20 protein-coding genes and 1 pseudogene are annotated in these 24,074 nt (G+C 37.4%); 9 read left to right on the plus strand and 12 right to left on the minus strand.

From position 1 onward, the window contains the following. Positions 1 to 427 precede the first annotated feature (427 nt). Positions 428 to 1,303, minus strand: coding sequence for a nucleotidyltransferase-like protein (locus tag ACFSCX_RS01460; RefSeq protein ID WP_377926324.1), 876 nt, complete (start codon positions 1,301 to 1,303; stop codon positions 428 to 430). 138 nt (positions 1,304 to 1,441) lie between these two features. Between ACFSCX_RS01460 and ACFSCX_RS01465 the strand changes: the two genes are divergently transcribed. Beyond that, complete coding sequence (locus ACFSCX_RS01465) at positions 1,442 to 1,795, plus strand: YgzB family protein (RefSeq protein ID WP_377926325.1); 354 nt, start codon at positions 1,442 to 1,444, stop codon at positions 1,793 to 1,795. A 76-nt stretch (positions 1,796 to 1,871) separates the two neighbouring features. Here the strand turns inward: ACFSCX_RS01465 and perR are convergent, their stop codons facing one another. From perR to ACFSCX_RS01480, 3 genes are all read right to left on the minus strand, one after another. Further along, positions 1,872 to 2,306, minus strand: coding sequence for a peroxide-responsive transcriptional repressor PerR (gene perR / locus ACFSCX_RS01470; RefSeq protein WP_377926326.1), 435 nt, complete (start codon positions 2,304 to 2,306; stop codon positions 1,872 to 1,874). 116 nt (positions 2,307 to 2,422) lie between these two features. Beyond that, positions 2,423 to 2,983 (minus strand): cob(I)yrinic acid a,c-diamide adenosyltransferase, encoded by a 561-nt coding sequence (locus tag ACFSCX_RS01475; RefSeq protein ID WP_377926327.1) that lies wholly within the window; start codon positions 2,981 to 2,983, stop codon positions 2,423 to 2,425. 1 nt (position 2,984) lies between these two features. Next, complete coding sequence (locus tag ACFSCX_RS01480; RefSeq protein WP_377926328.1) at positions 2,985 to 3,935, minus strand: D-2-hydroxyacid dehydrogenase; 951 nt, start codon at positions 3,933 to 3,935, stop codon at positions 2,985 to 2,987. Between the two features lie 435 nt (positions 3,936 to 4,370). Here ACFSCX_RS01480 and ACFSCX_RS01485 point away from each other — a divergent pair, with 435 nt between their 5' ends. From ACFSCX_RS01485 to ACFSCX_RS01495, 3 genes are all read left to right on the plus strand, one after another. Next, the gene (locus tag ACFSCX_RS01485; RefSeq protein WP_377926329.1) at positions 4,371 to 4,790 is read left to right on the plus strand and encodes a MarR family winged helix-turn-helix transcriptional regulator; all 420 of its coding nucleotides are present in this window, start codon (positions 4,371 to 4,373) and stop codon (positions 4,788 to 4,790) included. Positions 4,791 to 4,800: 10 nt separating this feature from the next. After that, positions 4,801 to 6,381, plus strand: coding sequence for an MDR family MFS transporter (locus ACFSCX_RS01490; protein ID WP_377926330.1), 1,581 nt, complete (start codon positions 4,801 to 4,803; stop codon positions 6,379 to 6,381). Between the two features lie 188 nt (positions 6,382 to 6,569). Further along, positions 6,570 to 7,139, plus strand: a complete 570-nt coding sequence (locus tag ACFSCX_RS01495; RefSeq protein WP_377926331.1) for a CBO0543 family protein — start codon at positions 6,570 to 6,572, stop codon at positions 7,137 to 7,139. Positions 7,140 to 7,722: 583 nt separating this feature from the next. Here the strand turns inward: ACFSCX_RS01495 and bcp are convergent. From bcp to ACFSCX_RS01520, 5 genes are all read right to left on the minus strand, one after another. Further along, positions 7,723 to 8,196, minus strand: coding sequence for a thioredoxin-dependent thiol peroxidase (bcp, locus tag ACFSCX_RS01500; RefSeq protein WP_377926332.1), 474 nt, complete (start codon positions 8,194 to 8,196; stop codon positions 7,723 to 7,725). A 78-nt stretch (positions 8,197 to 8,274) separates the two neighbouring features. Beyond that, positions 8,275 to 8,676 (minus strand): potassium channel family protein, encoded by a 402-nt coding sequence (locus ACFSCX_RS01505; RefSeq protein ID WP_377926343.1) that lies wholly within the window; start codon positions 8,674 to 8,676, stop codon positions 8,275 to 8,277. 522 nt (positions 8,677 to 9,198) lie between these two features. Next, the gene (locus ACFSCX_RS01510; RefSeq protein WP_377926333.1) at positions 9,199 to 9,984 is read right to left on the minus strand and encodes an ABC transporter permease; all 786 of its coding nucleotides are present in this window, start codon (positions 9,982 to 9,984) and stop codon (positions 9,199 to 9,201) included. Between the two features lies 1 nt (position 9,985). After that, the gene (locus ACFSCX_RS01515; protein ID WP_377926334.1) at positions 9,986 to 10,777 is read right to left on the minus strand and encodes an ABC transporter permease; all 792 of its coding nucleotides are present in this window, start codon (positions 10,775 to 10,777) and stop codon (positions 9,986 to 9,988) included. Next, positions 10,770 to 11,786, minus strand: coding sequence for an ABC transporter ATP-binding protein (locus tag ACFSCX_RS01520; RefSeq protein WP_377926335.1), 1,017 nt, complete (start codon positions 11,784 to 11,786; stop codon positions 10,770 to 10,772). The genes ACFSCX_RS01515 and ACFSCX_RS01520 overlap by 8 nt, the downstream gene beginning before the upstream one ends. A 148-nt stretch (positions 11,787 to 11,934) precedes the next feature. On the opposite strand from ACFSCX_RS01520, the gene ACFSCX_RS01525 reads away from it, so the two are divergent. Together ACFSCX_RS01525 and ACFSCX_RS01530 are read left to right on the plus strand one after the other, a co-directional pair. Continuing rightward, positions 11,935 to 13,230, plus strand: a complete 1,296-nt coding sequence (locus tag ACFSCX_RS01525; RefSeq protein WP_377926336.1) for a glutamate-1-semialdehyde 2,1-aminomutase — start codon at positions 11,935 to 11,937, stop codon at positions 13,228 to 13,230. A 319-nt stretch (positions 13,231 to 13,549) separates the two neighbouring features. Further along, on the plus strand, positions 13,550 to 18,019 hold the full coding sequence (locus ACFSCX_RS01530; protein WP_377926337.1) for a glutamate synthase-related protein: 4,470 nt from the start codon (positions 13,550 to 13,552) through the stop codon (positions 18,017 to 18,019). Between the two features lie 326 nt (positions 18,020 to 18,345). On the opposite strand, the gene ACFSCX_RS01535 is transcribed toward ACFSCX_RS01530, so the two are convergent. The 3 genes from ACFSCX_RS01535 to ACFSCX_RS01545 all read right to left on the minus strand — a co-directional run bounded on the left by ACFSCX_RS01535 (position 18,346) and on the right by ACFSCX_RS01545 (position 20,228). Beyond that, positions 18,346 to 18,573: a hypothetical protein gene (locus ACFSCX_RS01535; RefSeq protein ID WP_377926338.1), complete on the minus strand. Its 228-nt coding sequence runs from the start codon at positions 18,571 to 18,573 to the stop codon at positions 18,346 to 18,348. Between the two features lie 106 nt (positions 18,574 to 18,679). Further along, complete coding sequence (locus tag ACFSCX_RS01540; protein ID WP_377926339.1) at positions 18,680 to 18,844, minus strand: hypothetical protein; 165 nt, start codon at positions 18,842 to 18,844, stop codon at positions 18,680 to 18,682. Positions 18,845 to 19,484: 640 nt separating this feature from the next. After that, positions 19,485 to 20,228 (minus strand): class I SAM-dependent methyltransferase, encoded by a 744-nt coding sequence (locus tag ACFSCX_RS01545; protein ID WP_377926340.1) that lies wholly within the window; start codon positions 20,226 to 20,228, stop codon positions 19,485 to 19,487. 406 nt (positions 20,229 to 20,634) lie between these two features. Here ACFSCX_RS01545 and ACFSCX_RS25695 point away from each other — a divergent pair. The 3 genes and pseudogenes from ACFSCX_RS25695 to ACFSCX_RS01555 all read left to right on the plus strand — a co-directional run. Next, positions 20,635 to 21,441, plus strand: a pseudogene (locus tag ACFSCX_RS25695) (PDC sensor domain-containing protein); the annotation flags it as partial. Further along, positions 21,433 to 22,380 carry a methyl-accepting chemotaxis protein gene (locus ACFSCX_RS25700; RefSeq protein ID WP_465252668.1) on the plus strand — a complete coding sequence of 316 codons (948 nt, stop codon included), beginning with the start codon at positions 21,433 to 21,435 and terminating at the stop codon, positions 22,378 to 22,380. The pseudogene ACFSCX_RS25695 and the gene ACFSCX_RS25700, both read left to right, overlap by 9 nt. Before the next feature lie 165 nt (positions 22,381 to 22,545). Continuing rightward, positions 22,546 to 23,637: an aromatic acid exporter family protein gene (locus tag ACFSCX_RS01555; RefSeq protein ID WP_377926342.1), complete on the plus strand. Its 1,092-nt coding sequence runs from the start codon at positions 22,546 to 22,548 to the stop codon at positions 23,635 to 23,637. The last annotated feature ends 437 nt before the right edge of the window (positions 23,638 to 24,074 follow it).

Raw genomic sequence — 24,074 nt, forward strand, 5'->3', positions numbered from 1 at the left:
TGAGCCAGGATCAAACTCTCCAATAAAGTGAAACTTCCTTCAGTGGGTGGTTTTCCCGCTGATGGTTAGTTGAACTTATCAGGGTGTTAGTGAATGTGTTCCCGATAGGGAATTACAGTCACTTACCACCGTGGCAAGATGTTTGATGCTCAAAAAACACCGACAATCTACAATAGTAGATTTTAAAAATTATTGATGGTTATTTACTATGAAATAACCTCGTTGGTATTAAAACCAACACGCTTGACGTTTTGTTTAGTTTTCAAAGAACTGATCTTCGTCGCTCAGAAGCGACTTTATTAATATATCACATATTAACTATGTCGGTCAACTGTTTTTTTCACGAATAATTATTGCGTGATTCACTCAATTAACAGCGACGAAGAATAATATATCATGTTAACCAATAGTAAGTCAACATATTCTTTTAAATGTGTGAGCTGTATTTCCGATGGTATATATTCAATCCTTTTGTTTCTTCTGTAATAACCTTTATTAGTTTCTTTTCAATTAAATACTCTACTAGTGCTTCAAAGTCAATAGAGTAGTCTGTTAGCTCTGGATGAGTAACGAGTTCTTGTATCGTCCATACTTCATTATGGTTCATTACCTCTAATAAATGAAGAGATCCTACCTTCGTACTCGAATGAACCAAAAATTCACTAGCTAGGAATAATAGATCCAATCTCTTCTTTAATGATTCCCTACTTTCTATAAGTTCTTGATAAAGCTTATACACCTCTGGTTCTATTTTTCGTACTTGATTCCAGACTGTTACCTCTGGATGAAAACCATGATCTATAACGGACAACCTTGCTAAATGGTGTAATGCATGTACCATATTGTTATAGGCATCTAACAAATTTCCTGATTCAAATAGTTCTTTCCCATCGATAAAACGGCGAATTAATTTTGCAAACTCAAGACCAATTCTTTTCTTTCTATTATTAAGTGGAAAATCATGAATTGTTTGTTTTAGTTCCGTTATGTACTCATTTCTTTCAAATAATACTTTCCCATTAAGAACCCAATCAATCACCCTTCGATTCGTTCCTAAATTGATCCAATTTTCTAATTGGTTTGTATCTGCAATCTTCAGTGCAGCAATTTTCCCATTTTCCAATTGATAATGTTTAACTAACGCATTTTTATCGTTGTCGTTTTGTTTAGTGATAACTAGTAAAACAACATCAAAATTATCGGTTGCTGGGTTTTCTGGTTTAATCTTCTCTAACAATAACACCCCAAGAGTATTAGCATGGCTAGCCCTTTCCTGGTATATCGGACGTAATAAATCTTCCACACATCTTCCTCCCCTACTCTACTTACCGTTTTCAATAAATTCGACGAAAGTAAGAAAAAACCTTCTAAGACTTGTCACGTTTATCATTACTTACATGCTGAACAGTATGGTATAGTAATGGCAGGAGGGACACTTTACATGGCAAAAAAATATTCAAGTAAAATTAATAAAATTAGAACCTTTGCACTTAGCCTAATTTTCATTGGGTTCTTTGTAATGTATATCGGTATCTTTTTTAGGACGAATGTTTGGGTCATTACTATATTTATGATTCTCGGTCTACTATTTATCGTAGCTAGTACAGTTGTTTATTTCTGGATAGGCATGCTTTCGACCAAAACTATACAAGTTACCTGCCCGAACTGCGAGAAGCACACTAAGATGCTTGGAAGAGTTGATATGTGTATGTACTGTAACGAACCACTTACATTAGATCCTGATTTAGAGGGTAAAGATTTCGACGAGAAATACAATAAGAAACGGCAAAATTAAAAAAGTAAGGAATCACCTGTCCTAGACAGTTTGCGATTCCTTACTTTTTAATTTATGTCTTCCTTTAACCCTCTTTTTAATGTTTCGTACTTTTTACACAGTCGGGGCATGTTCCATATGTTTCCATGCGATGGTGGGAGATTTTGAATCCAGTTACATGCGATGCTAAATCTTCCACTTCATTAAGACCTGGATAATGGAAATCTACAATTTTTCCACATTCCTCACAAATTACATGATAATGGTGAGTCGTTACAAAATCAAAGCGACTTGAGGCATCACCATATGTTAATTCTTTAACAAGTCCAGCTTCTCGGAAAACACGTAAATTATTATAAACAGTTGCTACACTCATGTTTGGAAATTTACCTTCAAGTGCTTTATATATGTCATCAGCAGTTGGATGTGTCATTGTTTGAATTAGATATTCTAAAATCGCATGACGTTGTGGAGTAATACGAACTCCAGATTCTTTCAACGTTTCTAGCGCATCTTTCAATTGTGTCGACATCGCCATGCACCTCTTTTCAAAAAGATTATTACTTTATAATTGTTATAATTAGTGTACCTCTTATATAATTCCTTTGTCAATCTTACACATTTTTACTATATGTGATTGGACGGATTTTAAACACTTTTTTCGTCTTGATGTAATGTTGGTTCAATTCTTTTTAGCTGTTGGTTAATATATCTTCCTGCAACAAATAAAAAGTCTGAAAGCCGATTTAAATAAGATAAAACAAGTGGATTCACACCATCAATCCTAACCGATCTTCTTTCTGCTCTCCTCACCACTGTTCTCGCTAAATGTAAGGTAGCCCCCGCAACGGATCCTCCAGGTAAGACAAAGTTTGTCAATGGAGGTAACGTAGCATCCCACTTATCAATAATCTCCTCTAGCCACTCAACATCTCGAGCCTCTAGTTTCCATTTAACCTCTTTCCCAATTGGTGTCGCTAATTCTGCACCCACATGAAACAGTGTAGTTTGAATTTTATGAAAGACTTGCTGAATATCATCTTTCTCTTTCAAGCTCACGTCATGTAAATGACTTACAGCTAGACCAATTAATGAATTGGCTTCATCACATGTACCGTATGCCTCTACACGTACATCATGCTTCGCTACTCTTTCCCCATATACTAAAGAAGTTGTTCCTTTATCTCCTGATTTTGTATATATTTTCATATTAGTACCCCCTATTTACATCAATTAAGTTAATATAATTCGTTTCTTTCTTCAAAAAACGCTTTAGGTTTTCTTCAAATATTTCAAAAGCTCTAGGAAGATAATTTGCTGTGATGCTTGATATGTGTGGTGTAACCGTAACATTCTCCATTTTCCATAATGGACTAGTTTGAGCGAGAGGCTCTGTTTCAAATACGTCTAAAACAGCATGAGATATTAGGTTATTCTGCATTACTTCAATTATAATGTCTTCCCTCACTACGTCCCCTCGACCAATATTGATAAAAACAGCTGAATCTTTCATTTGTACGAAGTGTTCTTTCGTTAAGGAATGCCTTGTTTCTTTAGTACTAGGTAAGACAGATACAACAAAATCTACATCTGGTAGAAGCTCGGCCATCACTTCCATCTTACATACAACATCAACTTCTGATGCTGGGGAGCCGCTTCGGTTTATTCCTATTACCCTCATCCCAAAAGCTTTACAAAGCTTTGCAATTTGTCCGCCGATTGCCCCAATCCCAATGATCATCACCGTTTTTCCATAGAGCTCAGACATTCGGATCGATCTGTTCCAAACCGCATCCATTTCTTGTTTATGTAATTGTTTTGCTTGTTTCGATACTTGCAGAATCATCCCTAGTGTATATTCCGCCATCGGAATTTTATGAATACCTCTCACATTTGTAACCATAATGTTTTTTTCTTGGATCGCTTGAAATGGCATTCGATCGATCCCAGCGGACATGACCATAATCCATTTTAGCTGTCTTGTCGATTGTATTAAATCTTCGGTTACATCTTCACCATACGTTACTAAGATATCCGCATCCGCTAACCTAGTTTTTGCTTCTTCCATCGATGAATAAAAATGAAACGTTGCTTCTCGAAATCGTTTTTTTAGAGCCTCTTGTTTTTCAGTTTTCACACGAAGACTAGTAATGATTTTCATGTCATTCCTCCTCTAGTTCTTCCTATATCTACTATATACAATTTCCTCCATTAGTGAAAAGCAATAACTATTCTCATACTAATGAACATAAGGCAAGCGTACCGTTTAGCCTCAGACTAGCAAATGTTCCTAATTGAGAAAAAGGAACATTTCACCTCGAGAGGATAGGTGCTGGAGTTGGATTCCAAGTCACGAGCCCATTCTCTTGCTGAAAACTTTTTTACTTAATAAACAAAAAAGGCGAGATTCCTCTCGCCAATAACCGCTCTTCATTGAGGGGGGGTTCCCTTACTATAGACTATTCATGATTTCATTTTATGTATAGACGATTGACTATTTGAGTAGAAAATTGACAAATTATTTAACTATGTAAATAATTAACTATATGAAATAATACGAAATACAATGAAGTGATAACGATAATGGAGTGATGGAATGGATCGAGATGAATTAATGAAGAATCTAGAAAGAACGATGCAAGGTACGTTTAGAGCACTACAAAAAGGGATGAATTCAATCCTTGGGGATAACATAAACCGAAGTGAATTTTATTTATTACGATTTTTAAAAGAGAATGGCCCAGCTAAAGTTTCATTAATATCGTCTGAGCTTAAAGTGACAGCTAGTCATATTACGGCAGTGGGAGACTCGCTGGTCACAAAAGGATACATAGAACGAAACCGTTCCTCAGAAGATCGAAGAATTGTTGAACTTTCCCTCTCCGATCATGGGAAGCAATTATTTAATGATTTGAATCTTAGAAGAACTCAGTATTTATATTCAACCCTAGATGATTTGACTGATGCTGAGATAAGCGAGCTTATTACATTGTTTAATAAGTTCAATCTTGGATAGGAGTGAAAACATGGAACATTTAGATACAAAAAAGAAAATTACGATAATGATTGCCATCATGTCTGCAATGCTCTTCGCGGCATTGAATCAAACGATTGTCGGAACAGCATTACCACGAATCGTTTCAGACCTTGGTGGAATAGAATACTTTAACTGGGTGTTTACGATTTTCATGCTTGCATCAAGTGTTACAGCTATTTTAGTCGGCAAGCTTTCTGATATATATGGGAGAAAACCATTTATCTTAATTGGTATTGGTGTATTTATTTTAGGTTCCCTCCTTTGTGGAACAGCAACTTCGATTATTTACTTAATCGTTTACCGCGGAATTCAAGGATTAGGAGCAGGGATGATCATGTCCACCGCATTTACTGCCGTAGGTGATTTATTTTCACCTAGGGAACGCGGTAGATGGCAGGGATTAATGGGAGCGGTATTCGGATTAGCCAGTGTATTTGGACCTACACTCGGAGGCTGGATTGTCGATCACACTCATTGGAAATGGGTATTTTGGGTATTCCTTCCGTTTGGGATTATTGCATTCATTCTCATTATGTCATTATTTCCTAGCGTAGAAAGAAAGCCATCTCAAAAAGTTGATTATATTGGATCTATTTTAATTTCGGCAATCATTGTTCCATTATTATTAGCATTTTCATGGGCAGGCACACAATACGAATGGACGTCCCCACTGATTATCGGATTGTTTATAGCATCGATTATTTCATTACTATTATTTATACAAGTAGAAAGACGTGTTCAGAATCCAGTATTACCATTAGATTTATTTAAGAATGATATCTTTTCTTTATCTAATGCCGTCGGATTCATTCTCGGGGCAGGTATGTTTGGAACAATCATGTATATGCCTTTTTTCATACAAGGGGTAATTGGTACATCAGCAACAGCCTCTGGACTCATCATGATGCCAATGACACTTAGTATGGTTGTTTCAAGCTCGATTATCGGGCAATTTATTACAAAAACCGGAAAGTATAAGGCGTTTGCAATCGGTGGACTCATGCTAATGGCCATCGGCATGTTCTTAATGTCTATCATGTCAACAGACACTTCAAATATGACGGCTGTTCTTAATATGATCATTGTCGGCTTTGGGTTAGGGGCATGTTTCCCGGTCTTTACGTTAACCGTCCAAAATGCGGTTAGTCAATCAAATTTAGGTGTCGCTACCGCTTCTACTCAATTATTTAGACAAATTGGGGGAACAGTTGGAGTTGCTATTTTAGGTACGGTTATGGCTTCAAGAATGGAAAGCAGACTAAAGGAATCAGTTGCTTCACTACCAGGCGGTATGACCTCTATGCCAAAAGAATTTGAGTCACTGTCAGACCCTCAACTATTAATGAATCCTGATCAATTGGCAGAAATAAAAATGAAGGTACCTTCCGAGATGCAATCGATTTTTGAAGAAATGCTTACCTTTCTTCGAGATGCTTTGTCCTATTCGTTAACTGGTTTGTTTTTAATCGGAGCCATTATGATGGTTGTTGCAGTGATTTTAACATTCTTCCTACGAGAAATACCGTTAAGACAATCGAATAAAGACGAAAATGAAACCGCAGCTTCGTAGGCTGCGGTTTTTAGTAGTTAGAAGATGGATTCGTTATCTATTTAAAGTAATATAGACAAAAATAGTAAGGATGGTTCTACAAAACCACGGAAATATTAGCAATAAGTTAAAAATTAATATTACTATTAAACCGTTTTGATAAAGGTATTTTCAAAAAAATATTTATGTTGTTTGTGGAGGTCTTCACATTGTCCAGTAAGTATGAAAACCTTGAAAAAGTGAATGCGCTAGAAAATGAAGCATTGAGACACGATGTAAACGGATGGCTTGTATACGACTTTTTAACATTTGATTGGTGGTTATTACTTGTATTCTTTACACTCCCTTGGTTAATTTGGATTAAGTATGTTGATCGAAACAGAATCATTGAGATCTTCCTTTTTGGAATGTTTATTATTAAAATAACGACTTTAACAGACATATTAGGAACTGAATTGAATTTTTGGAAATACCCGACCTCATTAATTCCTATTTACCCAAGAGCTTTTCCTTTTGATATATCAATGGTGCCTGTAGCTATGATGCTCCTTTATCAATATTTTACAACTTGGAAAACCTATTTTATTTCTTTATTTGTGATGGCATCATCATTCGCATTCATTGGTGAACCTTTCTGTGTTTGGCAAGAATTAGTCATTTATACAAATTGGCATTATTTTTACTCATTTGTCTATTACATTGTATTAGGTATTTTAATCAGAGCATTTGTAGAAAAACTAAAACGTCTTCAATTCTCGAAGCATAGGCACGATACTTAGCTGACTCGGTATTTTTCATCTTATAAAAAATGACATGTACAGTTTGCGCTACTATAGATATGGAAATGACCAATACATTTTGTATCCTATATCAATATGAATCTATTTTATCTAAGGTCCACTCCATCACCATGAAGAAACAACTCCAGACTGTAATAAACACCAAATTTCCCTTAATATATAAATTATATTCTTCTTGATCTAGTCATGATGGCAAGAGTAAAAGCAGTCTGCTTAAGTACTGCGGGAAGAATTTGTGTAAATAATATATTGAGGGATTACTCATAGATTACAGACCTCGATCTCCTGTCCTCCCTTGCTAAAATAACTAGAGAGGATTTAGAGAACTTTAACGAGGTAGCTACATTTTTGTCCACTAGTTGGACACCAATTTACAAGCTGAGCTTAATCTACAAAAAATGATCTTAATCATACCCCATTAGAAAAAAAGCTATTCTCTTATTTCAAGGAGAATAGCTTTTTCTATATGTTTTTAAGAAAAATTGCCCATGTTATAGACTTATTAGCAGTACCATTTCCATTATGTAATCCTTGATCTATACTGAGGGATTTTGTCATTTCATTATGTTAAATGATTTTGTATATACTCTAACGCGCTCTCCACATGCCCTTTTACCCTTACTTTTCTCCATTCCTTCACCATTTTTCCTTGTTTATCAATGACAAAGGTTGAACGTTCAATTCCCATATATTCTTTACCAAAGTTCTTTTTTAACTTCCAGACATCGAATTGTTCTGCTATCTTATGATCTTCATCTACTAAAAGCAAAAATGGTAGATCATACTTTTGGATAAACTTTTCATGCTTTTCTACTGGATCTGGACTTACTCCAAGAATAACAGCATCTAAGTCCGCAAAGCTCTCAAAATGGTCTCGAAAGTCACAAGCTTGTGTTGTACAGCCTGGGGTCATGTCCTTTGGATAGAAATAGAGGACTACATGTTTCTTCCCTTTAAAATCCGAAAGATGAATTTGTTCTCCATTACTAGCATGTAACGTAAAATCAGGGGCTACAGCACCTTCTGAAACGGTCATGATCAATTTTCCTCCAATCTAGTAGTTTACATACAGCTAATTAATTCTTATCGTAACGAATATACATGTACAAAACAACTAGTAAGCCCTTTCGTAATCGCCCATGCTTCTAACAACAAACGCAGCTGGAATAATATAACCGATGAGCGCTTCAATAATCGCAAACCATCTACCAATTCCTATAGGTGTAATGTCACCGTATCCTACTGATAATAAGGTCACTCCGCTAAAGTACATGGCTTCACTAAATATATCAAAGAAGCTGCCCGAAAGAGCTACACCATTATCTATTAGAACCGATATCCCTCGCATCTCTATTAAGGTGAATATAAGTCCAAACCCAATTAAAACATTTACATATAAGAGAAACAAAAAACCTAAGTTTTCTAACGATAAATGATTCCCTCTTCTTTCATATCTTTTAAACAGTTGGATGAAACTCTTATAGACACTAAAAAATACAGCAAACAAAAAGAGCATGTTAATCACAGAGACCACCTCGTCCTAACATATGAAAATTACTACTTTAATAGAACATTTTCACCTTGAATGGAATCAGGTGGAAATTTTTTCTTGAATACTAACGCAATATTACTTATCATAATATTTAGAAAAGTCATAACTTGGAGGCTATTTTGCATGTTTGCTGAGTTTTTCCTTTTTTTTCTGTTTGCAGCCTGTCTTCTCCTATTTATTTTGCACCGAGCTAGAACGAGAAGAGATCGCCAAGTATTTTACGTGTTTTTACTTGTTTTTGTGGTCGTAATTGGATTGAATTTCTGGCAAAAGTTTCATTAGATGATGCAAAAAACCTGAGTGATGTAACATCGTCCCTCAGGTTTCTTAGTTTCTATACACGAACAAATTACGTTTTAGCTGGTAAAGGTGTGAATCGGTTGGTAAAACCACCAGATTCCGCCGTAAACAGTGAGCACCACTTTATAGAGAGATATACGCGTTACTTAAATGTAAGGTATACGTCTATTAGTTTATAATCTAATGCTAATTCCCCGCACCACGATACTTCGTTACCCCAATATTCCAAATCACAATCGCTAATGTGATAAAAATCAGGCCCATAACCGGCGTCAAAAAGGCATAGCCATACCATTCTTCTTTTCCTAGAAAGTAAGCAGATGGATAAACTCCCACAAAAGCAAACGGTAAAATCCACGTCAGGACATAACGGATCACTCGGTTGTATATATCAACTGGATACCTGCCGTAGTTCCCAATGTTATAGATGGTTGGCATAATCGACGTCCTTGCATCTGACCAGAACCCGATACTGGCAAGCATAATAAAAATACCACCATACACAAGAACTCCGCCAAGCACCATAAAGATAAAAATAAACAGGTCATACCATTCATATTGTAGACCAAGATTTACACTTGCATATCCCATAATGACAAGCCCGGTAACAACTCCAAATAGTGATTCAAGCTCAATTCTCTCTAGGATAATTTGAAATAGGCTATGAATAGGACGAGTGAGTACACGGTCAAGCTCCCCCTTAACAATATATCGGTCATTAAAATCCCATATGTTGAAGAAAGCACCGAATATCGCAAACGGCACGAGGAAAAAACCATATATGAAAATAATTTCTTCCCGACTCCACCCATTTAAAAATTGGGTGTGACCAAATACAACGAGAATAAATATAAGATTAACGGCTTGAAATAACAAATCGGAAATAATTTCGACAATCATATCTGAACGGTATTGGAGCCTTGTTTTCATGTATTGGCCAATATATTGAAACAGCATTGATAGATAAAACATGTTAGCCCCCCTGTACGATGAGCTGTTTTTTAGCTAGAACCCACAAAAATTGAACAGGAAGAATCAGTACGAGTGACCAAATTCCTTGAACAAGTATGGCTTGCACAATTTCAGAGCCTTGAAAGCCCTCTGTAAAAATCATACTCGGAATATAGCTTATCGCCTGAAATGGGAAAAAGCTCATCACGTCTTGCGCCCATACTGGGTAAAAACTGATCGGTAGCAATAAACCTGAAAATAGATCAATGACGACTCGTTTTGCTCGAATAAGCCCATCATTATTAAATAAGAAAAAGGTCGTCACACCTGCTAATAAGTTAATTTGTGTATTGATGATAAAGCTAAACACAATTGACACGAAGAACCATAGCCAAGTGGTTATACTTGAAGAAAACTCTAACGGGAAAAATAACGAGACGATGACCATACCTGGAACGGAGAAAAACAATAAACGAAAAATCCCCTCCCCTAGTGCTTGCATCATCTTCATTCGTAAATAGTGATAGGGCCGAATTAATTCAACCGCTACCTTTCCCTCTTTTATCTCTGTCGCAATCTCCCTGTCAATGTTATTAAAATAAAACGCTCTTGCCATCCAAGCGACAGCAATATACGTCGTCATTTGGAGGACAGATAACCCTTGAATCGTTCCTTTATCACCATAGATGGCACTCCACAAAAAGTAATAGGCACCAATGTTGATACTATAAATTAAGATTCCGCTATAGTAGTTCGTTCGATACGCAAGCATCATCAAGAAACGGATTCGAATCATTTCAATATATTTAGCCATGGCTCTTGATTCCCTCTTCATAAATATTACGAATGATTTCTTCCGTAGACGCTTCCTTTAAATGAATATCACGAATCTGGTAACTGGAGACAATACTTGAGATGAGCTGGGAGATGACTTGTTCATCGTCTTCAACAGAAGCAATCCAGACTGCCTCTCGCTCTCCTTGCGTCCATTCAACCTGCAAGTGATGACTCAAGTTGTATAATTCCTCTTCGGCTACATGTCTTGTAAACTCAAACTGGACTTGTTTTCCCTCTCCCCAATTGGATTTCAGCCTTTGCAGTGAACCATCATAAATAATTCTTCCTTCATCTAGCATGATAACCCGTTCACAGAGAGCTTCGATATCAGCTAGGTCATGGGTTGTTAAAAGAATGGTCGTTTTGTACTTTTCATTCATTTCTTTTAGAAATCGTCTAATCTTCATTTTGACAAGAACGTCTAAACCAATCGTTGGCTCATCAAGAAAAAGTAATGACGGTTTATGTAAAAGTGCAGCCGCTAGCTCACAGCGCATTCGTTGACCAAGTGACAGCTTTCGAACTGGCTTATCTAATAAATCACCAATATCGAGTGATTCAATCACATGATCCATATGCTCCTTATAGTCTTCGTCTGGCACGTTATACACCTTTTTTAAAAGTCGAAATGATTCTTGTACGGCGATATCCCACCAAAGCTGTGAGCGCTGACCGAATACAACCCCAATTGTTTTCACAAATTTTTCACGTTCCTTATGAGGATTCATTCCGTTAATGAGAACTGAACCACGTGTTGGTGTTAAAATGCCAGTGAGCATTTTAATCGAGGTTGATTTTCCCGCTCCGTTTTCTCCTATATAGCCCACCATTTCTCCTTCCTGAATTTGAAAGGAAATATCTTTAACAGCTTCAAGCACTTTATAATTTCTTGTGAATAAATCCCGAAATGCTCCCTTTAAGCCAGAGCGACTTGAATAGGATTTAAACTCTTTACGTAAATCGTTCACCTGTATGATTGTTTTCATTGCTGCACCCCCTAATATCCACAACGTAAAGTGTAAGAGATTTTCATCTTAAAGACAAACAGAACGGTCCGCAGTTTTGAAATGATTGAAGTCATGATAAGATAAGTAGGACATATAGATTCGTTTTTACCATGTAGGAGGTACCGATATGAACTTTACGAAATCAAATGAATTACATAAAGAAGCACTTGAACATATTGTTGGCGGTGTAAATAGTCCGTCTCGTTCTTATAAAGCAGTCGGAGGCGGGTCACCTGTTGTGATGAAGCATGCACAAGGCGCTTATTTTTGGGATGTGGATGACAATCAATACATCGATTATTTAGCTGCATACGGTCCGATCATTACAGGACATGCTCACCCCCATATCACAAAAGCGATTACGAGAGCAGCTGAAAATGGTGTTCTGTACGGAACACCAACAGAGCATGAAATCACGTTTGCGAAAATGCTAAAGGAAGCCATGCCAAATATGGACAAGGTTCGCTTTGTTAACTCAGGAACTGAGGCAGTTATGACAACGATTCGTGTAGCAAGAGCCTATACAAAGCGTGATAAGATTATTAAATTTGCAGGCTGCTACCATGGGCACTCCGACCTTGTTTTAGTTGCAGCTGGATCAGGTCCCTCGACATTAGGGACACCAGATTCTGCTGGAGTTCCAAAGAGCATTGCACAGGAAGTGATAACCGTTCCATTTAATGATATTGAACCGTTTAGGGAAGCCCTAGAGAAATGGGGAAACCAAGTTGCTGCGGTATTAGTGGAACCAATCGTTGGTAACTTCGGGATTGTTGAACCGAAACCTGGTTTCTTAGAAATGGTCAACAAGCTTACACACGAAGCTGGTGCACTCGTTATTTATGATGAAGTCATTACAGCGTTTCGATTTATGTACGGTGGTGCTCAGGACATGCTCGGTGTAAAACCGGATTTAACAGCTTTAGGGAAAATCATCGGTGGTGGCCTGCCAATTGGAGCGTATGGTGGAAAACAGGAGATTATGGAACAGGTAGCGCCACTTGGACCAGCCTATCAAGCTGGAACTATGGCAGGAAACCCAGCCTCAATTCTTTCTGGTATCGCTTGTCTAGAAGTGCTTAAACAGGAAGGTGTTTACGAAGAACTAGATAGACTAGGGGCTCTATTGGAAGAAGGGATCCTAATCCACGCACGTAAACACAATGTGCCCATTACCATCAATCGCTTAAAAGGGGCTCTAACGATTTATTTCACCACAGAAAAAGTAGAGAACTACGTCCAAGCAGAGGCAACGGATGGAGAGATGTTCGCAAAATTCTTCAAGCTGATGCTTCATCAAGGCGTGAATCTTGCTCCATCAAAATATGAAGCTTGGTTCCTAACAATTTCTCATACCGAGCAGGATATCCAAAATACGTTAATAGCTGTCGAAAATGCATTTAGCCAATTAATGAATGAATAAAAATTCACCTGTATACAAACTTCCCGAACTTACTATTGAGTTCGGGATTTTTCACCCACCAATGAAAACGTTTACAAGTTAACGCTTTTTTCTCACCGATTCTTTTTTTCTCTTCTACTGCATACAATGAATGGATTCAACAAAATGAATAATAATTGAATTTATTTGCAAGGTTTGTTAATATAATATATAATTCAGAAAATTTCGCATTCTGTTCTTTTCCCCCTGTTCTACCCTTTCATATAGTATGTAAATCTTTCCGATATAGATTTGCTTGCTACTACCACTAAGAGGAGGTGACGGCCACACTGGCCACATTATGACAACAAAATGGAACCCTAGTACGTTTAAAGAATTCTTCAAGCATGAACATGATGCTTGCGGGATCGTATCTATCATGGAAAAAAAGCAAATTCCCACAAAAGAAAACATTGATCTTTGTATATCTGCACTTGTGAAAATGAATCACCGGGCTGGATTCACAAACGGAGAAGGCGACGGAGTTGGAATTCATATTGACATACCGAGAAAGCTTTGGAAGCATAAGCTTGAACTCTCCGGTATACATTCAGAAGTAGCTTATGACGATCAATTTATTGTTGGTCATTTTTTTATTGGCAAAGATGCAGATGTTCCAAACGTAAAAGAAGAGATCAAAAGGCTGTTTGTTTCCAACGACTTAGAACTACTTTATGACACGACTGCCACAACAACATCCTCAGCATTAGGTCCTATCGCAGCTCAGCAGGAGCCAACTTTTTGGCAAGTAGCTTTAAAGCCAACATCAATGGTGGAACAACTTTCAGCTGTTCTGTTTAACCTCACGATTGAAATTGAAAAAAATGAATCAGTACACGTATCATCGTTAAGCAACTATCATGCTGTTTATAAGGTAATGGGTGCTGGTGATACATTGCCTAAATACTATCATGATTTAGCAAGCCCCCTCGTAGCATCATCTATGACGCTCGGACATAATCGTTATTCGACCAATACATTATCAAATTTTTTTCGTGTACAGCCTTTTAGTGTGTTAGGACATAATGGAGAGATTAATACGATTTCAAAGCTTCGAGACGAAGCTGAAATGATTGGGGTTCCGTTAACGAAGGATGGAAGCGACTCACAGGATTTAAACCGTACAATTGAAACACTTTTATGCAAGCATGGATTGTCCCTATTTGAAGCGATGGACATCCTATTTCCACCTATTGTAAATGAAATCAAAGCTTATCCAGATCACTTGCAAGATTTATATAGCTACATTCGTGAAGCTTGGGGACATTTCGCACAAGGTCCAGCTGGTATTATCTCAAGATTTCAGGATGAAGCGGTCTTTAGCTTAGATTCACTTGGTTTACGACCTGTTTGGCAATTAGAAACAGAAACGTCGTATCTTTTCAGCTCAGAGCCGGGGATCATCCCTTCTACTGAATATGTGGCGGAACCTAAACCTCTTTCTCCAGGAGAAAAGGTTGGCTTAAAATATATAAATGGTTCAATGGAATTGTTTGATTACAATCAATATCAAGAAGAAGTGTTCAACCGTTATAGCCAGAAAGTCAATCTATTAGATTACCGATTTAGACTCTCCCCACCTACTCTTGAAAAAATGGTTACAATGACAACTCTTTTAAAAGTACAAAACAATCAATATGCTGCGTTTGGATGGGATCGTGAGCATATTCAGCTGATTGAACAAATGGCAGAAAAAGGGGCAGAACCCATTCGCTCACTAGGACATGATGCACCTCTTGCAGCTATCGATACAGGTAGAAGAAACATCGCTGACTTTATTAAAGAAAGTGTCGCTGTCGTTACAAACCCTGCAATTGACCGTGATCGTGAAACGGAGCACTTTTCAACGAGAATTATGTTAGGGAAACGCCCTTCTTTATTTAACCAACACGAAAAGGAGAGATTCATAGAACTATACTCTCCTATCTTGATTGAAGGCTCTCTCGGTTATAAGGTGTCTCAGCAGACCAATCAGCCGTCCTTTGATCAAGTCATTCATGAATTTGATAGAGGACAGAAATCTTACTCTTTACATGTAACCTTTAATGAAGAAGAAACACTCCAAGAGGCACTTATTAGACTTACAAATGAAGCTACTAATGCTGTTAAAGCTGGAAGGACTCTCATAATTCTCGATGACACGTACTCCCATCAAGATGGAAAACTGTGGATTGATCCGCATCTCATTGTTTCATCGATTGATCAAGGTCTAATCAATGAGTCCTTAAGACGAAGCTGTTCAATCGTTGTAAGATCTGGAGCCATTCGTTCTCTTCATGACATCATCGTTGCGTTTGGATTAGGTGCTGATGCAATAAGTCCATACATGATGTTTGCAACAGTAAGCGGTGATGATTTAAAGCCAACGACAAATCTATTCGAGTCCTTAAACAAAGGCTTAGAAAAGGTCATCTCTACCATCGGAATTCATGAATTAAGAGGATACGGCAGACTTTTCTCCTCGATTGGATTAAACGATGAAATTGCTGACATTTTAAGAATCGTAAACTTTCTTGGCTCCAGTACACTAGATTACAATCTAGCATTCTTAAAAACAGACTCACGTCAACGTGCTGAGGATTTTGCAAATGAAAATACAAGAGTTGGGAAAACGTTTCATATTTTCCCACGCATTTGGAAAGCGATCGGAGAGGTAGCACAAACCGGATCTTACGAGGAGTATCGAAATAAGCTTGCAGAGCACGAAGATTCTACACCTATTACCATAAGGCACCTGACTAGATTAAAGCAGTCTTCAAATCCTGTTAATCCTAGTAAGGTTTCGATTTCAGTTGGAGACCACAGTCTTCCATTTGTCATTAGCTCCATGTCGTTTGGATCACAAAATGAAACAGCATTCAGAGCTTACGCTGAAGCGGCCGAACAATTAAACATGGTAAGTTTAAATGGTGAGGGTGGAGAAATTAAAGATATGCTTGGAAAATATCCAAAAACACGGGGACAGCAGATTGCCTCTGGGCGTTTTGGGGTGAATGCAGAGTTACTCAATTCTTCTAACCTGCTTGAGATTAAGATAGGTCAAGGAGCAAAGCCTGGTGAAGGTGGTCATTTACCTGGCTCAAAGGTAACAGAAAAAATAGCAGAAGCAAGAAACGCAACAATTGGATCTGATTTAATATCCCCTTCCAATAACCATGATATTTACTCAATCGAGGACTTAGCTCAAATGATCACGGAGCTAAAAACAGCAAACGATCAAGCCAAAGTTTCTGTCAAAGTACCAGTTGTCCCGAATATTGGTACGATTGCTGTTGGTATTGCGAAGGCCGGTGCCGATATTATTACAATTAGTGGTTTTGATGGGGGAACAGGTGCTGCTCGTATTCATGCCCTTCAGCATGTAGGATTACCAGTAGAAATCGGAGTGAAATCTGCTCATAATGCCCTGTTAGAGGCTGGTATTCGTAATCATGTTGAAATCTGGGCAGATGGCGGAATTAAAAGTGCATCCGATGTTCTGAAGGTCATGTTACTTGGGGCAAACCGAATTGGATTCGGGACATTATCAATGGTGGCCATCGGTTGTACGACATGCCGTGGATGTCATTTAGATACGTGTCATGTTGGGATTGCCACACAAATTGAATCAGAAGCACAAGCAAAAGAGCACGGCTTACGTCGTTTCGTCCCTCGTCAATCAGACCTTGCTGTCCAAGGCTTAGTCAACCTTTTCACAGCGTTTGGTAATGAACTAAAAGCACTAACAGCATCACTTGGATTTTCTAACTTACAAGAAATTGTAGGGCGCTCAGATTTACTAGAACAAACAAGTACTAGTAATGGTAAGCTACATTTAAAAAATCTTCTGGACACCTTAGACGTTGGCCAAATGACCCATAAAGAAGTTGCCGCAAGTATGGAGGAACAGAAGCTAGCGGTGGCTGTTGGAGCTGAATATTTAGATTTTAATGTAGATGAACTAGCTGAATCCCGTGAATATTCAACTATTACTTCAGAACAAAGAGTTCTTGGAAGCCGCGTTTCCTGCCACCGCGTTCGCGGAAAATTGGATGGATCTTATAAGGATTTACAACCTGTTATTTTACGATATAAGGATGGTTCGATCCCAGGTAATGGATTAGGAGCTTATAATAGCGAAGGAATTTCAATTCGTGTAGATGGTGGTGCTCAGGATGGTATCGGAAAAACTTCCTTCGGCGGAGACATCTTTATTTTTAAAGCAAAAGGAAAGAACGGAAACTATTATAATGGTTCAGTCGGTAAAGGATTTGGCTATGGTGCCCAAAAAGGTAGATTATTTGTTCAAGGTAATGCAGATGCACGTGCAGGCATTCGTCTTTCCGGAGCAGATATGATTATCGGTGGTAGAGTAACAAAGCCAATCCCAAAAGAGCGAGGAAATATTGGAGTTCACGCTAATATTAAAGGATTTGCGTTTGAATATATGACGAATGGTCGCGGACTTGTACTAGGTGACCCAGGTCCGTGGATTTGTGCCGGAATGACTGGAGGCGTCGTCTACTTACGTCAAGATGATGCTCTTGGATTAACAAAGGACACATTAAAAGGAAGAATTGCGAAAGGGGCAAAGGTTCGGATCAACAGCCTTTCAGCGAAAGGAATTGCCGATGTTAAGGAGTTATTGCAGTCATACGTTCAAGCCTTAGCCGAGCATGAACAATGGGAAGAAATTGAGATCATCAAACCTCTTCTTACATCACCAGAAGATCATTTCTATCAGGTTGAACCTGAGAAAGAACAGGCAGACCCAGCTGTCTCAACTGAATAATAGGTGTGGAATTGTTCCGCCTCTAATGGGATTTTTGATTAAAGTCTGTAGTTTCTATCTACAGGCTTTTTTTCTAACACGGAATAATGAAGTTAACTACGATTATTATTGGTGTATTGGTGTTTTTGGCTTTCTTATACGAAATGATTATATATAAAGAATGTCCCAGTTGTGGTAAGAGGAAGAAAAATTAGTCTCGATCGGATCGAGACTAGCTAAAAGTCGTATGAAAAATACCCATAAAAAATACACCTACTGTTTAGTGGTGTTATGTCGTGGTTTCTTCCTAAATCGTAAAAAAAACCAACATTTCAATGTTGGTGTCACTAATCGTCCCCATCGTCATCCCAATCAGAATCATACCCATAATCCGAATCATCTCCGTCATGCCCAAAATCTTTTTGACTACCGAATAGTCCAATTTGTTTTAAAATAGTAACTATTACTATAGCCACCACTCCTACATTCAGCAAATCTGAATTACTAAAAACTAAAGTTAAAAAACCGATCAGTAACACAGATAAAATGATTAATACACGCCGTACTACTTTCATCCAAATTTCACCACCTAAAAAATATTTCTATTTGTAGGGGCGAAATACCTCTTTTCGACAAAATAAAAAAGCTTACATTTTATACGCTTTAATGTCCTGAAATTCATTAAGCAACTTCTTTTTGCTCCAATAAAGCAACTAATTCATTGTATTCCGTTTGAGTGAGTCGATTGTTAAGTAAGAATACATCTAATTTTGTCATCATTTCCTCTTTTGTTCCATAAGTGCCATTTTTAATTACCTTTTTGCAAAAGATATAAGTCTTTATCATCCATCCTCTCTTACAGGGGTCCTGCCGACAAAACGCAGAAATCGATCATGTAGTCTGCTGTTGAAGCTTCTATTTCGGCTATTTTTTCCTTCGTGATTGGGTTGATGTAATGATGCGAAATTTTATTAGGATTACTAGTATCCGGAGTTGGTACAAAATCTACTACAATGCCTTCAAATAACACCAACGATGTTTATAGGTTATTATAGACTTATAAATTATTTAAGTTGGTGTTTATTTATGCGTACAAAAAATCGATTAAATACAGTTGAATCGATCTATTCAAAATTCAGTATTTGATGGTTCTTTAGCTGAGGAGGTATATTTTGAAAAAACTTCGTGGAAAGAAAGAAAAGATACTTCCGCAATCTGTGGGAGGAAGTTAATACTTGTGACTTAAAACTCGATAATGATTCATGGTTTGATTTTTGGCATACCCACCTTGATTTTTTTTGGAGTTGGGAAATCCCCCCTATTCTTCTCATAATTTTCCAATTCAACACTTCTACATAAATAAGCGATAATCCTTCTTAGATCAACGCTTCTTTGCTTAAAATTCTAATGGCTTAATCAGTTAGATTTTAACAATTCCCAACCTTTGTATATTCCATTTATATTAATTATTACTTCTTCTGTCATATTATTTATCTCCACCATGGCTTCTGTTGCCCATTAGGTTGCTATCCTTTTTTATTTTCAACATTGAGTTAGCATCTTTTTGGAATTCATACTGTACTTTAACTTCTTCTACTGTATATCCATTGTCACCAAGAAAACTTATTATTTCATCTAAATGCTCATAACGCTTTCCTTCTAAATCTACTAATGGAAAGATGCGAACTTCTTCTTTTGTAACCCTTAATAGCTCATTTAGTGTCTCAATATGAAACTGGTAATCTAATCGATCTGCATACATAAATAAAAAGTGTGCAGACAGAAGAAGGTCAAATTCTTCATTCTCAAACGGCAAAGAAGGCAATCTAACAGGAATGTATCGATTCTTATATTCCTTCATGTCCTTGTTACAATCTTCCAAGGCACTTAAACGATGTTTTCTAAGACCTTCAACGTTGTTAAAATAATCCCATCTATAGTTACTTTTTGCTTTTTCCATATGTTCCATTGCATGGCCAATGTCTTTTAAACCTTTATTTCGTAGGTCTTCCTCAGAATAATAATATGCAATATCACAAGCTGTTACATCTACCCCCTTCTTATTACCGACAGCAGTAAACGAACATGCTCCTGCAGGGCAATCGAGTATCTTCTTTCCTTGTAGTTCTTCTTCTGAAAGAGAAAATATATCCAAATACTCTTCAAAGGTTCTCCCAATAAAAACAATTCTTTCTAAATCTAACTTTATATTCTGCTCAACTTTACTCACTAATCTCACCTCTTTATAAAAGAATATATCAATTTTAACACGATTAAATTGGAAATGTTACCCTTTTTCTCTTGTTGAAGATTTGTACACGTTAATACAATTTGAAGTTTAGTAACTAATATAATTACACAGCTACTATTTTCGTATAGAAGAGAAGATAGAATAGTCGTTGTCCCTTGATGGAACAACACCTTATTACCGTCTAAGTTTTTTTGATCTTATTCCCCGTTCATTTTCCCTATAAAAACAGACACCCTTAAGATTTTCGACAATTTTTAACATTTCGACATTGTATATGTGATGAGTAAATGATATAATTTTCTCATAATTCTGAATAAGTTTCACTACGAAAGGTGGCCACAGCATGAAAAAATTAAACTCTCTAAGGGTCAAGCTTCCCCTTATCATGGTATTATTATTACTTATACCTTTATCTGTTCTTGGCTTTACTACATATTCAAAAACAGATATATTCGAGTCTGCTGTTATACAGAAAGAAGACTTGGAGAAACGATCTTCAAAATTCAAAAAGATTTTTGCAGACTATGAACATGTATTAAATGAGATTAGTGCTAGCGAGGAAGCACAATATCAAACGTACAGTTTTACCAATAGTGTCGACCGTGAAATTACAAACATGCCTTTACCAAATGATCCAGTAAAAATGTCATTTTATGAATCTCATTTTCTTGATCTAGAAAGCCAAAATGAATATACCCTTAACCTATACATGGCAACAGAACAAGGCGAATTCTATTTATCTAATATCCCTCCTTCTGAAGTGAATTTGAATGAATTTGACCCAAGACAGAGAGAATGGTATGTCAATGCGAAGGAAGCAAACGGAGAAGTAATTTGGACAGCGCCATATATCGACACAGGAACTGGAAAATCCACAATCACACTAGCAAAAACAGTTAAAGATCCAAGCGGACAAGTTATTGGGGTTGTTGGTTTAGACTTCGATATGCATAAGCTAGCTATCTTATTACGTCAGCAGTTTTTAATTAATTCATTGATTGTAGCAGGAGTATCCGTGATTGTTGGTCTACTTGTAGTTTTCCTATTCGTTCGAAACATTAACCGTCCAATGACCGCCCTGCAAGATGGTTTATCTCGCGTATCTAACGGTGATTTAACGGTTGAAGCAATCGATGTGAAAAATAAAGATGAATTTGGTGAACTAGTTCACAGCTTTAACTCCATGGTTACAAATTTAAATGACCTACTTAAGCAAGTTGTCACAACCTCAGAACAGGTTGCGGCCTCTTCTGAACAATTAAGTGCGAATGCAGATGAAACATCTAAGGCATCCGAGCAAATTGCCTTTTCGATACAAGAGGTTTCAGGTGGTGCGGAAACACAGTTAACTCAAGTAGAGAGCACTATTAAACTAGTAAATCATATTTCGAATGATCTACATTCCATATCAGAACGTGTAGATGAAGTATCTAACTCTTCTGGTAAAAGCTCAGAGCATTCAGCAAAAGGTGATGAAGTCGTTACTCAAGCTATTCACCAAATGGAGATTATTGATAAAAATACCGCTGAGACTGGACAAGTCATTCAATTGTTAAATGAAAAAGCACTTGAAATTGAACAGATCCTATCTCTAATTAACGGCATTGCGGAACAAACAAATCTACTTGCCTTAAATGCAGCGATTGAAGCAGCAAGAGCCGGTGAACACGGAAAAGGATTTGCAGTTGTAGCAGATGAAGTTCGAAAGCTTGCGGAACAGTCTAGCCAATCCACAAAGCAAATTAACGATATTATACGAAATATCCAAGAGAATACAAATCGTGCAGTATCGTCCATGAAAGAAGGAGAGAATGCTGTTAAAAAAGGGAAAGAGCTAGTGAACGAAGCTGGTGGATCATTCAAGGTGATCTCTTCAGCTGTCGGCGATGTATCAAGTCAAATTCTAAACGTTTCAAATTCCATTAAACAAATTAATACGAGTGCTCAATCACTCGTTGATTACATGGATACAATGAATGAAGTGACTGAAAAGACAAGCCGCTTTACGTCTGAAGTTGCAGCGGCAACAGAAGAGCAAAGTGCTTCGATGGAGGAAGTAAGTGCGGCAACAAGAGTGTTAGCCAATATGGCACAAACTCTTCATGATGTTGCAGGCAAATTTAAAATGTAATGTTTCAAGGTAAGTAACGAAATCGTTACTTACCTTTTCTTTTTGGTCATGATTTAAAAGATAGGTAAATACATCTCCTCCTAGCTTGAACTTTGTGGTTTAATAATGGTTGTAAACGTGTAAAAATGGTATATAGGGTTTTTAGGAAGGAATTGATTATTTTTCATGAAAATTGGTGGACGTATATTAAAAACAGGAATCGCTATTGCACTATCATTATATATTGCGCACCTATTAAAATTACCATCACCTTCATTTGCAGGGATTGCGGCTGCGTTTGCCATACAGCCCTCTATTTATAGGTCGTATCAGTCGGTGATTGAACAGTTTCAGGCAAATCTCATCGGTGCCTTTTTTGCTATTGTATTTACTCTCTTATTTACGAACAATCCGATCATCATCGGATTTACGGTTATGCTCGTGATTGGTATTGCCCTCAAATTGAAGCTTGAAACCACGATACCGTTAGCTCTTGTGACGGTTATTGCGATAATGGAATCGCCGACTGAACAATTCGTGGAATTTTCCTTCATTCGATTTGGAACAATCATACTCGGAGTCATGTCAGCTTTTTTAGTCAATTTAGTTTTTTTCCCGCCAAGGTATGAAACAAAGCTCTACCACCAGATTGTAGACACAACAGAGGAAATTATAAAGTGGATCCGTATCAATACTAGGCATGCGTCAGGGCATATTGAATTAAAGGAAGAGATCGATGGCATGAAGGACAGAGTAGCAAAGCTCGATTCTCTCTTTACCTTCTACAAGGAAGAACGAAACTATTTTGAAAAGAAAAAGCGAAAGTTTGCAAAATCAAGAAAGACGGTCCTGTTCCGGCAAATGCTACTCACAACATCTCAAGCGTTGGAAACTCTGAAACGACTACATCGTTTAGAAAATGAAATGCATCATATGCCAGGCGAATTCCAAGAGCTCATCAAGCTTGAATTAGATTCCCTTTCATCAGGTCATGAGCAATTACTTTTACAGTTTGTCGGAAAGATAAAATCCCAAATCCCGATAATGGAAGAAAAAGAAGCGCTGGCAGATTCGATCATTCTAGAGGATTATATAGCCTTGTATGAAGCACAATTAGACCAATCAGAAGTCAAACATAGCATGGTCCAATTATTCCCTCTAATCTCTATGATTATGGAGTATAAACATCAGCTCACTCATTTAGAAAAGCTATTAGATAGCTTCCAAACGTATCATACTGAGGACAATGAAGTGGAAGTCGATAAAAAGAAGGATTAATAGCTGTGAAGGTGTCTAGTTGATTAGACACCTTTATTGATGATTACACTTGTGTTGCTTGGTTGGCTGGCTAACATCAACTGAGTTGATGATCTTACTTCGCTTAGGGATCCAAGAAAGTTGATGGTCTCTTACTTGGCTTGGGGATCCAAGAAAGTTGATGGTCTCTTACTTGGCTTGGGGATCCAAGAAAGTTGATGGTCTCTTACTTGGCTTGGGGATCCAGAAAGTTGATAATAAATTACTTAGAGTTGCTGATAAATACTTTGGAGTTGCTGATAAAGTGCAAAATGTTGATGATAAAATCCCAAAGTTGATGATAAATGGAAAGAGTCTTTTAAGCCCCCTTATTCATTTGGACACGAACTAGGTTATAAAAGTACACTAAAAGTGTCGATTCTGGTGAATAGGAGGTGGTTAGAGTGAAGAAGAAGATC

Origin of the sequence: Bacillus salitolerans, assembly GCF_042680805.1 — a bacterium.
GTDB classification, from domain to species: Bacteria; Bacillota; Bacilli; order Bacillales; family SA4; genus Bacillus_CJ; species Bacillus_CJ salitolerans.

Bases quoted from the DNA above. Each gene is read 5' to 3' on its own strand.
- ACFSCX_RS01465 (WP_377926325.1), top strand. From the start codon at position 1,442: ATGGCAAAAAAATATTCAAGTAAAATTAATAAAATTAGAACCTTTGCA.
- perR (WP_377926326.1), bottom strand. From the start codon at position 2,306: ATGTCGACACAATTGAAAGATGCGCTAGAAACGTTGAAAGAATCTGGA.
- ACFSCX_RS01475 (WP_377926327.1), bottom strand. From the start codon at position 2,983: ATGAAAATATATACAAAATCAGGAGATAAAGGAACAACTTCTTTAGTA.
- ACFSCX_RS01480 (WP_377926328.1), bottom strand. From the start codon at position 3,935: ATGAAAATCATTACTAGTCTTCGTGTGAAAACTGAAAAACAAGAGGCT.
- ACFSCX_RS01485 (WP_377926329.1), top strand. From the start codon at position 4,371: ATGGATCGAGATGAATTAATGAAGAATCTAGAAAGAACGATGCAAGGT.
- ACFSCX_RS01490 (WP_377926330.1), top strand. From the start codon at position 4,801: ATGGAACATTTAGATACAAAAAAGAAAATTACGATAATGATTGCCATC.
- bcp (WP_377926332.1), bottom strand. From the start codon at position 8,196: ATGACCGTTTCAGAAGGTGCTGTAGCCCCTGATTTTACGTTACATGCT.
- ACFSCX_RS01505 (WP_377926343.1), bottom strand. From the start codon at position 8,676: ATGCTCTTTTTGTTTGCTGTATTTTTTAGTGTCTATAAGAGTTTCATC.
- ACFSCX_RS01510 (WP_377926333.1), bottom strand. From the start codon at position 9,984: ATGTTTTATCTATCAATGCTGTTTCAATATATTGGCCAATACATGAAA.
- ACFSCX_RS01515 (WP_377926334.1), bottom strand. From the start codon at position 10,777: ATGGCTAAATATATTGAAATGATTCGAATCCGTTTCTTGATGATGCTT.
- ACFSCX_RS01520 (WP_377926335.1), bottom strand. From the start codon at position 11,786: ATGAAAACAATCATACAGGTGAACGATTTACGTAAAGAGTTTAAATCC.
- ACFSCX_RS01525 (WP_377926336.1), top strand. From the start codon at position 11,935: ATGAACTTTACGAAATCAAATGAATTACATAAAGAAGCACTTGAACAT.
- ACFSCX_RS01530 (WP_377926337.1), top strand. From the start codon at position 13,550: ATGACAACAAAATGGAACCCTAGTACGTTTAAAGAATTCTTCAAGCAT.
- ACFSCX_RS01535 (WP_377926338.1), bottom strand. From the start codon at position 18,573: ATGAAAGTAGTACGGCGTGTATTAATCATTTTATCTGTGTTACTGATC.
- ACFSCX_RS01540 (WP_377926339.1), bottom strand. From the start codon at position 18,844: ATGATAAAGACTTATATCTTTTGCAAAAAGGTAATTAAAAATGGCACT.
- ACFSCX_RS25700 (WP_465252668.1), top strand. From the start codon at position 21,433: ATGGTTACAAATTTAAATGACCTACTTAAGCAAGTTGTCACAACCTCA.
- ACFSCX_RS01555 (WP_377926342.1), top strand. From the start codon at position 22,546: ATGAAAATTGGTGGACGTATATTAAAAACAGGAATCGCTATTGCACTA.